9 protein-coding genes are annotated in these 15,234 nt (G+C 33.5%); 5 read left to right on the top strand and 4 right to left on the bottom strand.

Annotation, left to right across the window (positions count from 1 at the left end; all coding sequences use genetic code 11):
• Positions 1–183: 183 nt before the first annotated feature.
• A complete protein-coding gene (locus ACH5TW_RS08425; RefSeq protein WP_439336062.1) occupies positions 184–2,163 on the bottom strand; it encodes a heavy metal translocating P-type ATPase in 1,980 nt (659 codons plus the stop codon).
• Between the two features lie 218 nt (positions 2,164–2,381).
• Here ACH5TW_RS08425 and ACH5TW_RS08420 point away from each other — a divergent pair, with 218 nt between their 5' ends.
• On the top strand, positions 2,382–5,033 hold the full coding sequence (locus tag ACH5TW_RS08420; protein ID WP_439336061.1) for a DUF5916 domain-containing protein: 2,652 nt from the start codon (positions 2,382–2,384) through the stop codon (positions 5,031–5,033).
• Positions 5,034–5,122: 89 nt separating this feature from the next.
• The gene (locus tag ACH5TW_RS08415) at positions 5,123–7,075 is read left to right on the top strand and encodes a YgiQ family radical SAM protein (RefSeq protein ID WP_439336060.1); all 1,953 of its coding nucleotides are present in this window, start codon (positions 5,123–5,125) and stop codon (positions 7,073–7,075) included.
• 2 nt (positions 7,076–7,077) lie between these two features.
• Here the strand turns inward: ACH5TW_RS08415 and ACH5TW_RS08410 are convergent, their stop codons facing one another.
• Complete coding sequence (locus ACH5TW_RS08410; RefSeq protein WP_439336059.1) at positions 7,078–8,040, bottom strand: L-threonylcarbamoyladenylate synthase; 963 nt, start codon at positions 8,038–8,040, stop codon at positions 7,078–7,080.
• 412 nt (positions 8,041–8,452) lie between these two features.
• Here ACH5TW_RS08410 and ACH5TW_RS08405 point away from each other — a divergent pair, with 412 nt between their 5' ends.
• The gene (locus ACH5TW_RS08405; RefSeq protein WP_439336058.1) at positions 8,453–9,520 is read left to right on the top strand and encodes a methyltransferase; all 1,068 of its coding nucleotides are present in this window, start codon (positions 8,453–8,455) and stop codon (positions 9,518–9,520) included.
• Positions 9,521–9,733: 213 nt separating this feature from the next.
• Here the strand turns inward: ACH5TW_RS08405 and polA are convergent, their stop codons facing one another.
• Positions 9,734–12,586 (bottom strand): DNA polymerase I, encoded by a 2,853-nt coding sequence (gene polA / locus ACH5TW_RS08400; protein ID WP_439336057.1) that lies wholly within the window; start codon positions 12,584–12,586, stop codon positions 9,734–9,736.
• Positions 12,587–12,748: 162 nt separating this feature from the next.
• Between polA and ACH5TW_RS08395 the strand changes: the two genes are divergently transcribed.
• The gene (locus ACH5TW_RS08395) at positions 12,749–13,981 is read left to right on the top strand and encodes a metallophosphoesterase (RefSeq protein WP_439336056.1); all 1,233 of its coding nucleotides are present in this window, start codon (positions 12,749–12,751) and stop codon (positions 13,979–13,981) included.
• 142 nt (positions 13,982–14,123) lie between these two features.
• The gene (locus ACH5TW_RS08390) at positions 14,124–14,420 is read left to right on the top strand and encodes a thioredoxin family protein (RefSeq protein WP_439336055.1); all 297 of its coding nucleotides are present in this window, start codon (positions 14,124–14,126) and stop codon (positions 14,418–14,420) included.
• 146 nt (positions 14,421–14,566) lie between these two features.
• On the opposite strand, the gene ACH5TW_RS08385 is transcribed toward ACH5TW_RS08390, so the two are convergent.
• Positions 14,567–15,229 (bottom strand): polysaccharide deacetylase family protein, encoded by a 663-nt coding sequence (locus ACH5TW_RS08385; protein WP_439336054.1) that lies wholly within the window; start codon positions 15,227–15,229, stop codon positions 14,567–14,569.
• Between the last annotated feature and the right edge of the window lie 5 nt (positions 15,230–15,234).

The following is a 15,234-nucleotide window of genomic DNA, read 5'->3' as shown; positions in this document are numbered from 1 at the left end:
CATTCCTCTCTTAAAAAGAGTTTGCAAATGTACGACAATCTGATTGATTACCAAATAGTAACACAGTAATTTTTTGCCTGATTAATCAATATACTTATATCGAATAAAAATACTTGATTATAAGAGGGTTGATAGTTAAATGATATGCTTTTGAATCTTGTTTTAAAAATTCATTTAGATTCTTTATTCTGAATGGTTGTAGTTTAATAATCTAAGGGCATTCAATACAACAATTAAAGTAGATCCTTCATGACCTATTACTGCAGGCCCAAGAGCAATAGTTCCTATAATGGTTAATGGCACTAGAATAATTACCATGCCTAGGCTGATAATTAAATTTTGTTTGATGATACCTTTTGCCTTTCTGCTTAAACCAATGGCAAAGGGCAAGTTATTTAGTTTATCTGCTAACAAAGCAATATTTGCAGTTTCTAAAGCAACATCAGATCCTGCTGCTCCCATGGCAATACCAACGGTGCTTTTTACCATTGCAGGGGCATCATTTACGCCATCGCCTACCATGGCTACATTACCAAGGTCTTCTTTTAATTTTTCTATTGCTTTTACTTTTTCTTCTGGAAGTAAACTTCCTAGTGGATCTGTTATACCAATTTTTTTTGCAATAGCATCAGCTACTTTTTGATGGTCTCCCGTCAGCATAACCATCTTTTTTATGCCCATTTTCTTTAAAGCTGAAAGCGTAGCAGTTGCTTCAGGACGTGCAATATCCATAACAGAGATAATTCCTAAATAGGTATTGTTTTGATGAACAATCATCGAGGTATGACCGTTCGATTCTAGTTCTAACATTTTTTCATGAATCTCACTTGGTACTTTTTCTCCTGTTAATTCTTCAAATAGCCTTCGATTACCAATATGTACTATAGTTCCATCCCATTGGGCTTGAATACCACGAGCTGTTAATGATGTTAAATTTTCTGCAGGTAAAATGATGGTATATCCAAGTTCCTTTTCGCCTCCTAGAACAATAGCATCAGCTAGTGGGTGGTCACTTAATTTCTCTACTGCTATTGCGGCTTTTAGTAATTGTTTTTTGGTGTTTTTTTCAAATGGAATAGCATGCGTAAGAGTTGGCTTGCCTTGAGTAAGCGTTCCTGTTTTATCAAACGCAATAGCACGTACATTGCCTAAATCTTCTAAAGGACGCCCACCTTTTATTAAAACACCTTGTCGTGCAGCTCTTGCAATACCTGCTAGTACAGCACTAGGTGTAGAGATGGCTAGCGCACAAGGTGAGGCTGCAATTAAAACAGACATGGCTCTGTAAAAACTTTCTTGAAAAGTTTCATTTATAACTAAAAAACCAAAGCATAACAAAAACACCACAGCTAAAACTATAGGTACATAATTTTTTTCAAATTTATCAGTTAGTTGTTGTGTTGGCGATTTTTGTGTTTCAGCCTCTTTAACTAGATTTATTAATCTAGATAATGTACTATCTTTAGATTGTTTTAAAACTTTAATTTCTAAAACACCATTACCATTAATGGTTCCAGCAAATACACGATGTTCAGATGTTAGTTTGGTAACCTCACTTTCATTTTGCCAATTCTCAGATGGATATTTATCAACAGGAACGCTTTCGCCAGTTATTGGAGCTTGATTAACGGCACTTGTTCCTTTAATAACAACACCATCTGCGGCAATTTTAGAATTAGGTTTTACTATAATAATATCACCTAGTTCCAGTTGCTCTATAGAAATTTCAGTTATAATATTATGTGTTCTAACTAATGCCATAGGAGGTGTTAAGTCTGAAAGTGCAGCAATTGATTTTCTTGCTCTTTTCATGGCATAATGCTCTAAGGCATGCCCTAGACTAAATAAGAAAAGCAATAAAGTGCTTTCTCCGTATCTGCCTAAAGCGGCAGCACCTAATGCCGCGAAAAGCATTAAAAAATCTATTTGAAGTTTTCCTTTAAGAATATCTTTACCGGCTGTAATAAAAGTAAAATAGGCTCCAAAAAGTCCGCCTATAATAAAAAGAACAATCGGTATAAATTTAGGAGTACTTGAAATGAATGATAATGCAATACCTAAAATCCAAAAGCTTCCACTAGTTATTGCAAAATAAAGTTCGGTGTTTTCTCCAAAAAGTTGAAGATATTTAGGAACGTTAATATGATCTTCCTGTTTAGCCATTTTGTAATTATAATGTTCTATAAGTTTTAAGGCTTAAATATCTTTTAATTTTGAAGGTCTAAAACCATTTAGAAAATGAAAAATTTGATTATATAAAAATAAACTATTTTTTGGAGTTAAAAAATGTGAGATTATTCCGTTAATTATTTATTAAAAACTATAAAAACTGTAACAATAGTGTTAGCTTTATCTCTTTAGTAGAAACAAAACTAAACTCAATGAATATTACAAAATTTGTAATATGTATCCTCACTATAATAGTTTATAGTGTTACAAATGCGCAAGATGCTAACAAAATACTAGAGAAAAGAATATTTACTACCCAAGAGGTTGATGCCAAGGATGCTCCTGTTATTGATGGAGTAATGAATTTTGAAGAATGGAGCAAAGTAGATTGGGCCGATAATTTTACACAACGAATTCCTAACGAAGGCGATAAACCAAGCCAAGACACCAAGTTTAAAGTGTTATACGATGCTAAAAATATTTATATAGGCATACGTAGTTTTGATACCCAGCCAGATAGTATTGTTAAGCGTTTGGGGCGAAGAGATTCTTTTCAGGGCGATTGGGTAGAGGTTAATATTGATAGTTACCATGATTTGCGTACCGGATTTTCGTTTACTATTACATCTGCAGGAGTAAAAGGAGATGAATTTATATCTAATAATGGAAACAATTGGGATAGTAGTTGGAATCCAATATGGTATACAAAAGTTAGTCATGATGATAAAGGCTGGACAGCCGAAATGAAAATACCATTAACGCAATTACGTTTTGGTAAAGGAGAAGAGCAATTATGGGGTTTTCAGGTTCAGCGTTATTTTTTCAGAAAAAATGAACGTTCGTTTTGGCAACATATGCCACAAAAGATAAACGGTTGGGTAAGTAATTTTGGTGAGTTACATGGTTTGAAAAATATAGAACCGCAAAAGCAAATTGAAATTCAGCCCTATACTGTAGCTAGGTTTGAAACTTTTGAAGAAGTAGCAAAGAATCCTTTTGAAGATGGAAGAGATGCTAAAATATCGGTTGGGCTAGATGGTAAAATAGGAGTAACAAATGATTTGACTTTAGATTTTACAATTAATCCAGATTTTGGACAAGTAGAAGCAGATCCGGCTGCAATTGCTTTAGATGGTTTTCAGTTGTTTTTTAGAGAACAGCGTCCGTTTTTTGTCGAAAATAAGAATATTTTTGATTATAGGTTTTCGCGAACAAATTCAGGAAATACTTTTGGAAATGATAATTTGTTTTATTCCAGAAGAATTGGTCGTAGTCCACAACACGCTTCAGATTTAAATGATGATGAGTTTGCAGAAGCTCCTGAAAACACAACAATTCTTGGAGCTGCGAAATTTTCTGGAAAAACTAAAAACGGCTGGTCTATAGGTGTTTTAGAAAGTATTACAGCAAAAGAAACTGCCGAAATTGATAACCTTGGAGAAAGAAGAAAAGAAACGGTTGAGCCTTTTACAAATTATTTTGTTGGTCGATTACAAAAAGATTTTAATGATAGAAACACTTTTGTAGGTGGTATTTTTACTGCTACAAATAGGAATTTAGAAGAACATTTAGAGTTTTTGCATAAAGCGGCATATACTGGAGGATTCGATTTTAAGCACCAATGGAAAGAAAGGTCTTGGTATTTACAAGGGAATATGGTTCTTAGTCATGTTGAAGGAAGTAAAGAAGCAATCTTAGAAACACAAGAGTCTATTGTTCATTTATTTCAGAGAACAGATAACGAACATTTAGAGGTAGATCCAGACAGAACATCATTAACAGGTACTGGTGGTAGATTACAATTGGGTAAAGGAAGTGGTAATTTTATCTTTGAAGGTGGTTTTACATGGCGATCTCCAGAGTTAGAACTTAATGATATTGGTTTTCAAAGACAAGCAGATGATTTCAGACATAATTTTTGGATGGGCTACCGTTGGCGAAAACCTTTTGGAATTTTTAGAAATATAGGAGTTAATTATAATCATTTTTCTGCTTGGGACTTTGAAGGTAATCACAATAGAATCGAGTGGAATATTAATGGATTTGCACAATTAAAAAGCAATTGGAGATTTAATACAGGGTTTCAAATAAAGCCTAAACTCTTTTCTAATACAGCGCTTAGAGGTGGACCACGTTTTAAAAACTCAGATGAATTTTCAAATTGGATTAATATTAATACCGATAACAGAAAAAAGGTTCAGTTTAATTTTAATTCATTTATGTCATTTGGTCAAGAAAACACGTGGTCAAATTATGAGTTAAATTTGGGGGCTACTTACAGACCTTTAGATGCTATGAGTATATCAATAAACCCTGGGTATTCAAGAAATATTAATAAAGTTCAGTATGTAGATCAGTTAGATTTTGGTTCTAGTAAACGTTATATAACAGGGAATATAGATCAACAAACCTTGAGTGCTTCAATAAGACTTAATTATACTTTAAACCCCAATTTAACAATTCAGTATTATGCACAGCCTTTTATTTCTTCAGGGCGATATAATAGGTTTAATTATGTAAACAATCCTATTGCTAAAAAATTAGCAGGCAGAATTACTGAGTTTAGCGAGAGTCAAATAGCTTTCGATGCTTTAGATGAAGTATATAATATTGATGAAAACAAAGATGGTACAACAGATTATAGCTTTGATAAACCAGATTTTTCATTTGTACAATTTCGTTCTAATTTAGTGGTGCGTTGGGAATATATTCCAGGATCCGAAATATTTTTGGTGTGGTCGCAAGGTGTTACCGGTAATGATGATTCTACTAATAATTTATTAAGAAATTTAGATAATCAAATATTACAAAAACAAATAGAGAATATCTTTTTAATTAAAGCGACATATAGGTTTGTGCTTTAAGTTTAGAATGTAAAATCTTCAACATATAAAAAAGAGGTATATCGTATAATACGATATGAGAAGCAATTTTTGTCTATTTTTGCAACGCTATGCAAGAATTAAAACTTTCAGATTGGTTACCTACCACAAACAAAGAGGTTAAAATACGCGGTTGGGATGCGCTAGATGTTATCCTATTTAGTGGCGATGCTTATGTTGATCATCCTTCGTTTGGGCCCGCTGTTATTGGTCGTATTTTAGAAAGTTATGGTTTGCGTGTTGCCATTGTACCACAGCCCAATGTAAAAGATAATCTTCAGGATTTTGTAAAAATGGGTAAACCAAAATTGTTTTTTGGTGTTACTGGTGGTTGTATGGATCCTATGCTTAGCAATTATAATGCTAATAAGAAGCGTCGAGATAAAGATGCCTATACCCCAAATGGCGATATTGGTTTTAGACCAGATTATGCAACAACCGTTTATTCGAATATTTTAAAAGAAAAATGGCCAGATACACCTATTTTAATTGGAGGTATTGAAGCGTCATTACGTCGTGTGACACACTATGATTATTGGAGTGATAAGTTAATGCCTAGTATTTTAGAAACTTCGAAAGCCGATATGTTGGTGTATGGTATGGGCGAGCAGCCTTTAAGAGAAGTAGTGCGTTTACTTCAAAAAGGCGTTCCGTTTTCTAGTATTACAACTATTAAACAAACCGCCGTTTTATTGGATGCTGGTGCAAAAATTCCTAAAAACAGTAATTGGGAAGATGTAGAAATCGCTTCACATGAAACCTGTTTAAAGGATAAGAAAAAATATGCATCTAACTTTAAGGTTATAGAACAAGAATCTAATAAGCTAGCGGCAAGACGTATTTTTCAGAAAGTAGGCGATAAGACCTTGATGATTAATCCGCCATGTCCAACCATGACCGAAGACGAAATTGATGCGTCTTTCGAGTTGCCTTACACGCGTTTACCACATCCTAAATATAATAAACGAGGTCCTATTCCTGCTTACGAAATGATTAAGTTCTCTATTAACATACATCGTGGATGTTTTGGAGGTTGTAGTTTCTGTACTATTTCGGCACATCAAGGAAAATTTATTGCGTCTCGTAGTCAAGAATCTGTTTTAAAAGAAGTTGATATTGTTGCAAATATGCCTGATTTTAAAGGCTATTTATCTGATATTGGAGGGCCGAGTGCGAATATGTATAAAATGAAAGGTAAAGTACAATCTATATGCGATAAGTGTGTAGCGCCAAGTTGTATTTCACCTGTTATTTGCAGTAATTTAGATACGTCGCATAAACCATTAACCGATTTATATCAAGCTGTTGATAAGCACCCAAAAATTAAAAAATCGTTTATAGGTTCTGGTATCCGTCATGATATGTTGGTGCCCGAGTTTAATAAAAATGCTGACCCCAAAGAGTTAGATGATTATACGGAAGAAGTGATGACCAAACATGTTTCTGGTCGACTAAAAGTAGCACCAGAACATACTAGTGATCCAGTTTTGAAACTGATGCGTAAACCATCATTTTCATATTTTCATAAGTTTAAAGAACGTTTTGATAAGATTAATATTAAGAAAGGATTAAAGCTTCAATTAATACCTTATTTTATTTCGAATCATCCAGCTTGTGAAGTTGAAGATATGGCAAATTTGGCTGCCGAAACTAAAGATATGGGGTTTCAGTTAGAGCAAGTACAAGGTTTTACTCCAACACCTATGACGGTGGCTACCGTTATTTATTATAGTGGTTATCATCCGTACACACTTCAAAAAGTTAATACGCCAAAAACACGAAAAGAAAAAGACGAGCAACATCGTTTTTTCTTTTGGTATAAAGATGAAAATAAAGCTTGGATTAAAAATACCTTAAATAAATTAGGTCGTAAAGACTTGTTAAAAGTTTTACTTCCTGAGAAATCAGAAAAGTGGCGAAAAAACAAACCTTCAGGCGAAGTTAAAAACACTTATGATGATGCCATTCCGTTTAACAAACGCAAAAATAAAGCTAAGTTTAAAAGTAAGAAGAAAAGACGCTAGTATTAGTCTTTAAAAGTAGCTCTTTGCAATCTGTCGTTTATAGATTTTCCTAAACCATAATCTGGAAATTTTTCAGCAATTATAACATCTAAATGTTCACTATCAAGTTGGTGCAAGGCATTATATAAATTGGCTGTTGCTTCATTTAAATCGGCTTTTTCAGAAAGGGTGATAAGTTTTTTTATAGAATCATTTTTTAATAAAGTATTAAAAACAATAACACCAATTTGTTTACCAGAATGCTTTTTTATTTCTTCTAAAATATTATCTGTTAAAATTGTGTCTGTCGATGGTGCATAATGGCGTGCCAGCATTCCAGGAGCGTCTGGTTTAATCTCTTTTTTATTATTAACTGAAATTTTACCAACTACAGATTCTATATCTTCAATTGAAATAGAGCCTAATCGATAAATAACTGGGTTTTCATTTTCGAAACCAACAATGGTTGATTCAATACCATTTTTACAGGCGCCGCCATCTAAAACCATTTTAATGTCATTTTTAAAATAGTTCTCTACATGTTTTGCAGAAGTTGGGCTAATACTACCAAAAGGATTTGCACTAGGAGCTGCCAAAGGAAACGAGAGTTTCTCTAATAATTCTAGTGTTAACGGATGATTTGGTACTCTAACAGCAACAGTGTCTTTACCGGCTGTAATTATATCTGGAATATTTTGTTTCTTTTTTAAAACTAAAGTTAAAGATCCTGGCCAAAAAGCATTTGCTAATTGTTTTGCTTTTTCAGGAATGTTTATAGCAATAGTTTCTAAAGCATCAATAGAAGGAATATGTACAATTAACGGATTAAAAAAAGGTCGTTTTTTAGTTTTGAAAATAGCGTTAATAGCCTTGTCACTATAAATATTTCCAGCTAAACCATAAACGGTTTCGGTTGGAATAGCAACTAAGTCTTCATTATTTAAAATGGAAATTGCTTTTAAAATATCTTTCGAAATTATACTCATAACATTAAAATGAATGCAAAATTAAATTAAAATAATGAGTTTTAATGCGTCACCAACTAATTTAAACTACTATCTATTTCCGTATCAAAAAAATAAGAACTCATTTCTGCTTTTTTATTAAAGCCAAACCATGGCTTTTTATGGTTTATATATTCCTTTAAAATCATTCCTTAAACCTGTTTTAAAAAAGTACCTTTGTCTCATTATTTATCTGTTGATATTAATTAACATTTCGCATGACTTCAGCGAAATTTTTAGACTTTCTTTCTTAAGTCTTTAATTTGATTAATGAAACCCTAGTGGCCAACTTAATGCCTGATTGCTAGTAAGTAACTATTATAATAGTGAATTTTTAATCTTACGACTTGCTAAAGTCATTACTCTGCAATCCGTTTCAATTTAGAACAAAACGATGATTACAGATATACATGTAAACAAACCCGTGCCTTTTTTACCAGAAAAGCCATTAGCACAATTTAATAAATCTATAAATATTACGCGTACCATTAAAGGTTTAGAAGCCGGTAAGCCTATACAAATAACAGAATTTTATAGTAACGGTTTATTGCTACTTAATGAGTTGCATAAGCATCTTAAAAAAACTTTGCCTAATAAAACATTTCAAGAGCAACGCGCGTATCGTTCGGCATATAGAAAGTTATCAAGTCTTATTTATATAAAAATTGTAGATCATAAATTAACCGTAAAAAAAGCACCTGCTATTGGTTGGTTAGCAAAATTGTATCCAGAAGTTAGTCATTTCTTATTGCCTTTTTCTAAAGTTCAAGGATTAAATAGCTCTTGGCAATGGCATCAAAATGGTATTTTACTTCCTGTATTACGAAATAAAATCCATCCTTATTATGGTGTTTATTTTCCAACAAGGTTCGATCATTTAATACTGTTCGATAATTGGTTGAAACGTTACGGAGGTGCTAAAAAATCGGCTATAGATGTGGGTATTGGAAGTGGCGTATTGGATTTTCAAATGGTAAAACATGGTTTTCAAAAGGTTTTCGGAACCGATACCAATCCTAATGCTATTGTTGGACTTACAGAATCTATGGGCGACACAAAAATGTCTCGGAAAATAGAACTCGATTTCGCTTCGCTTTTTGGTAAGTTTGAAAAGCAGACCGAATTGATTGTTTTTAACCCACCGTGGTTGCCAGCATCTCCAGACATGGATAAAAATGATGAAGCTATTTTCTATAATGACACCCTATTTCCAGAGTTTTTTACTGAAGCTAAAAAAAGACTTTTACCAGAAGGAAAACTCGTTATTATATTTTCGAATTTAGCCCAAATAACCGATGTTGCAAAAGACCATCCTATAGAGAAAGAATTAGCTAAAGGCGGACGTTTTAAATTAGACGCCTGTTTAAAAAGAAAAGTGAAAGCGGGGTCTAACAAAACCATGCGTGAGCAAAATTGGCGTTCTGAAGAAGAAGTGGAGCTTTGGGTGTTGGTTAATGGTTAATGTTTTTCTGTACACCTCTATAATCCACTCAAGGGGATATTTGTTCAAGTTGTTATAATGTTTTTAGTTCTTTTTAGAATTTTTTATTAAAGAAATGAGCTTTCTGAGTTTCAGTATTTAAATAAAGAAGTCTAATTTGTACATGCTTTATTAAAATTTAAAAGAAATGCTTATTGGCCTAGATTGTCCCCTCGAGGGGACTTTAGGGGTGTTTTAATGCGCCTCCAACCAATCGATCCCAATACCAACTTCAACATCTAACGGCACATCTAATATAAACGCATTTTCCATTTCGGTTTTAACCAATGTTTTAATAGTTTCTAGTTCAGGTTTATAAACATCAAACACCAATTCATCATGCACTTGTAAAAGCATTTTGGTTTTGTAGTTGCCAGCTTCTAGCTTGTTATAAATATTAATCATGGCAATTTTAATAATATCGGCAGCACTACCTTGAATAGGTGCGTTAACGGCATTACGTTCAGCAGCACCACGCACCACAGCATTTCGCGAATCGATATCTTTTAAATAACGACGACGTCCTAAAACGGTTTGTACATAACCATTATCGCGAGCAAAATCGACTTGCTCACTCATGTAAGCGCGAAGTTTCGGATAGGTTTCATAATAGGTATCAATAAGTTCTTTGGCTTCTCCACGAGATAAATCGGTTTGGTTGCTCAATCCGAAAGCAGACACGCCATAAATAATTCCGAAGTTTACAGTTTTCGCATTGCTACGTTGTTCACGAGTCACGTCTTCTAAAGCCACATTAAATACTTTTGAAGCGGTAGACGCGTGAATATCTTCGCCATTTTTAAAAGCTTCAATCATGGTTTCTTCCTTACTTAAAGCCGCAATAATACGAAGTTCTATTTGCGAATAATCTGCAGCTAATAAAGTGTACTCGTCATTACGAGGAACAAAGGCTTTACGCACTTGTCTTCCACGTTCGGTACGAATAGGAATGTTTTGTAAATTCGGATTGTTACTACTTAAACGCCCAGTAGCAGCAACGGTTTGCATATAATCGGTATGTACTCTGCCTGTAGCTTCTTCAACCTGTGTTGGAAGCGCATCTACATAAGTGCTTTTTAGTTTCGCTAAGCCGCGATAGTCTAAAATATTCTGAATAATATCGTGCTCTTTTGCTAAATAGGATAAAATATCTTCGCCAGTGGCATACTGTCCTGTTTTCGTTTTTTTAGGCTTATCAACTAGTTTTAGTTTTTCAAAAAGAATGATTCCTAACTGTTTTGGAGATGCAATATTGAACTCCTCACCAGCGGTTTCATAGATTTTTGTTTCTAATGTTTTTATGTCGTTATTCAAGTCTTCCGAAAGGGAATTTAAAAAAGCAACATCTAAATTAATTCCTTCAACTTCCATAGCTGCTAACACACGAAGCAACGGAATTTCAATATCATTAAACAGTTTTTGAGTATTAGCATCGCCTAATTCTTTTTGAAAATGTTCTTTTAATTGAAGTGTAATATCGGCATCTTCAACAGCATATTCGGTTTGTTTTTCTAACGGAACCTCACGCATTGATAATTGATTCTTGCCTTTTTTCCCAATTAATTCTGTAATAGAAATGGGTGTATAGTTTAAATAGGTTTCTGCCAATACATCCATACTATGTCGCATATCTGGATTGATAAGATAATGCGCTAACATGGTATCGAATAATTTGCCTTTTACGGTGATGTTATATTTTGCAAGGACTTTAATATCGTATTTTAAATTCTGACCAATTTTCTGAATGCTCTCACTTTCAAAAAACGGACGTAACTGTTCTATAAGTTCTTGGGCTTCGTCTTTACTTTCAGGAAATGGTACATAAAAACCTTTACCAACTTCCCATGAAAAAGCAATACCCACCAATTCTGCAACAAGCGGATTTAAACCTGTGGTTTCCGTATCAAAACACACCGAGGTTTGGTTCATTAAATTTTTAATGAATAGTTTTGTTGCCATTCCTGGTGTTACACTTTGGTAAAAGTGCGAAGTAGTTTCATTCGTTTTTCTAGTAAATTCGGATACTGTTTCGGTTTCAGTAGCACTAGAAGGATCTGCTCCAAATAATGAAAATTGACCAGCACCTGCCGAAGCCGTTTCTTTTGGTGTAGCAGCTTTAACTTCTGTTTTTTCTGAAGTTTTTTCAGCATCAGTAGGAGGCGCTTCAACAGCAAATGTCTTAGTGAAGTTATCAATTAAGCGTCTAAATTCTAATTCTTGAAAAATCTCGACAACTTTAGGAATATCGGGTTGATCTAATTCAAAATCTTTAGCATTAAAGGTTACGGGTACGTCTAGCATGATGGTTGCTAGCTTTTTTGAAAGCAGACCTAATTCACCATTGGCTTCAATTTTCTCTTTCATTTTACCTTTTAGCTCGTGTGTATTTGCTAAAAGATTTTCCATACTACCATAAGCCGCTAAAAACTTTTTGGCTGTTTTTTCGCCAACACCAGGAAGTCCAGGGATATTATCACTAGAATCTCCCATCATCCCTAAAAAGTCAATTACTTGTATTGGGTCTGTCACTTCAAACTTTTTCTGAACCTCAGGAATACCCCAAGTTTCGTAACCACCACCAAAAACAGGTCGGTACATAAAAATGTTTTCAGAAACCAATTGCGCAAAATCTTTATCGGGCGTTACCATAAAGGTTTGGTAGCCTTCTTTTTCGGCTTGTTTTGCTAGGGTTCCTATAACATCATCGGCTTCAAAACCTTCCTTTACCATGATAGGAATATGCATGGCTTTTAAAATATCTTGAATAATAGGAACGGCTATTTTTATGGCTTCTGGTGTTTCGTCTCTGTTGGCTTTGTACGCCTCGTACATTTCTACACGGTCTGCGCTTCCGCCTTTATCAAAACAAACGGCCAAATGATCGGGGCGTTCTCGTTTTATAACATCTAAAAGCGAATTCATAAACCCCATAATAGCTGAGGTATCTAATCCTTTTGAATTGATTCTAGGGTTTTTTATAAAGGCATAATAGCCACGAAAAATTAATGCGAAAGCATCAACTAAAAAGACGCGTTTGTTGTCAGACATTTTGTTTGTTTTGATAGAAAACCAAAACTACGAAAAGTTATGCTTAAAATAAGATATTCAGATTTCATTCTTTAAAGAGGTAAATCTTAACAATTAGTTAAATAAAACATAGCTATCAATGATTACTTTGCAATACTGTTATCTTTGGTAAAAAAAAGAATTATGCTTCGTTGGATTATTTTTCTAATTATTTTTATTGTTGCAGACTTATATGCCTTTCAAGCCTTTAAAACGGTTGTAAAAAATAATTGGATTCAAATATTATACTGGTTGGTTTCTATTCTAGTATTAGGTAATTTCGTTTTTCGTTATTACGGCTTAAATAGAGATGATTTTACACATGCACACGCTTATGCATTTGGCTTTTTAATAGCTGTTTTAATTCCAAAAATAGTTTTGTCATTTGGTATGCTTGCCGAAGATATTTTTAGAGTGCCCCAAGCTATTTATAGTTATTTTACAGCCGGTGATGCTGCAAAAGGACAGTATTTTGTTTCTAGAAGACAATTTGTAAGCAAACTAGCGCTTGGTTTGGCAGCCATTCCTTTAGCGTCTATAATTTACGGTATTTATAAAGGACGGTACAATTTTAAGGTTTTAAAATACACTATGTATTTTGAAGATTTACCAGCGGCTTTTGATGGTTATAAAGTTACTCAGATTAGTGATATTCATTCCGGTAGTTTTGACGATGTAGAGAAAGTAGAATATGCCATAGACCTAGTAAATGAACAACAGAGTGATGTCATATTATTTACTGGCGATATGGTAAATAATAAAGCTGAAGAATTAAAACCATATATAAATATTTTTGGAAAGTTAAAAGCCAAAGACGGTTTGTTTTCTGTTTTAGGAAACCATGATTATGGCGATTATGTTAAATGGGATTCAGATGAAGCAAAACATCAAAATTTAGAAGATTTAAAAGCGCTTCAAAAGGAAATAGGTTTTGATTTATTATTGAATGAAAGTCGGTTTTTAGAGAAAGGTGAAGAACGCATTGCTTTGGTTGGTGTAGAAAATTGGGGTGTTGGAGGTTTTAAAACGTCAGGAGATTTAAAAAAGGCATCTCAAAATATTGATGCTAACGATTTTAAAATATTAATGAGTCACGATCCGTCGCATTGGGAAAATAAAGTAATTCAAGACGATTATCATTATCATTTAACCCTAAGCGGGCATACCCATGGTATGCAATTTGGTATAGAAATCCCAGGTTGGTTTAAATGGAGTCCTGTAAAATGGCGTTATAAATATTGGGCAGGTATTTATCAAGAAATGGGACAATACATAAATGTAAATAGAGGATTTGGTTATTTAGCATTTCCTGGACGTGTTGGTATCTGGCCAGAAATTACAGTAATAGAACTTAAAAAAGGTGTTAAACCTGCTTAAACGCTAAGATTTATTGTAATTAAAACAAAATTGTTTATATTTATAAATAGGTATAAATCAAAGTGATTAAAATGTTGATTTTCAAACAAAAATAAAAATTGTACGTTTGTAAAATTATAAGTTGACTTAAAACTTTTATGATATGTCAAAATTTGGAGAGCTTATCGATGTAGATATCCCTGTTCTGTTAGATTTTTATACAGAATGGAATGAGCAATCTACAGCTATGCATCCGGTATTACGCGATGTAGCCGCAGCAATGGGCGATAAGGCTAAGGTAATTAAAATTGATGTTGAAAAAAATCAAGAATTAGCAGAAGCTTTACGCGTAAAAGGTTTGCCAACGCTAATTGTTTACAAAAATGGCGAAATGAAATGGCGTCAAAGTGGAGAGCAAGATGCTAATACACTCATTAGTATTATTCAAGAATATATTTAAATACTTGTTCGTTACCACAAGGGTCGGGCTTTCCGCTATATCTTTTTATTTTTGTCATTCCTGCGAAGGCAGGAATCCAACATAAAAAGGATGCCGCATCAATCCCTAACGCAAACTTAGAACATCAATTAGCTTTATTACTAGTTTTAAACAGTCCAATTTAAAGCTTTAAAACAATATCCTTTTTCATTAAAATACTCCAACACTTTAGGTAAAACGTATTGCATATTTTCAGAAGCTTTTATACTATCATGAAATACAACAACACTTCCATCGCTTGTTTTTTTAATCACATTATCTAAACAAGTTTCTTTACTTACATTGGCATCCCAATCAAAAGATAAAATATCCCACATAATTATTTTATAGCCTTTACTTCTTAGTAGCTTTCCTTGTTTAGGAGAAATTTGTCCGTAAGGAGGTCTAAAAAGGTTCGTGGTTAATGATTGATTATTTGGAATCTGATTTTTGAATTCAGATTCACATAACTCAATGTTTTCAATATATGCTTCAGCCTTTGTTTTCCAACCTTTAATATGGTTGTGTGTGTGGTTGCCAATGGCGTGACCTGCTTTTACTATATTTTGAAAAATATCAGGATGTTTGTCAACATTATTTCCAATGCAAAAAAAAGTCGCTTTTGCATTAAATTTTTCTAAGGTTTGTAATGTCCAGTTTGTAATTTCTGGAGTAGGGCCATCATCAAAAGTAAGGTAGATTGTTTTGCTAGTTGAAGCGATGTCCCAAATATAATTTGGGAACATCTTCTTTACAACTAATGGTGTTTTTATTGGGGTTATTAAGGCCATAACCT

The organism is Thalassobellus sediminis, from assembly GCF_044386045.1.
Taxonomy (GTDB): Bacteria; Bacteroidota; Bacteroidia; order Flavobacteriales; family Flavobacteriaceae; genus Thalassobellus; species Thalassobellus sediminis.
The sequence above is the reverse complement of the archived record's forward strand: the minus strand, read 5'-3'. Positions and strand labels throughout refer to the sequence as shown.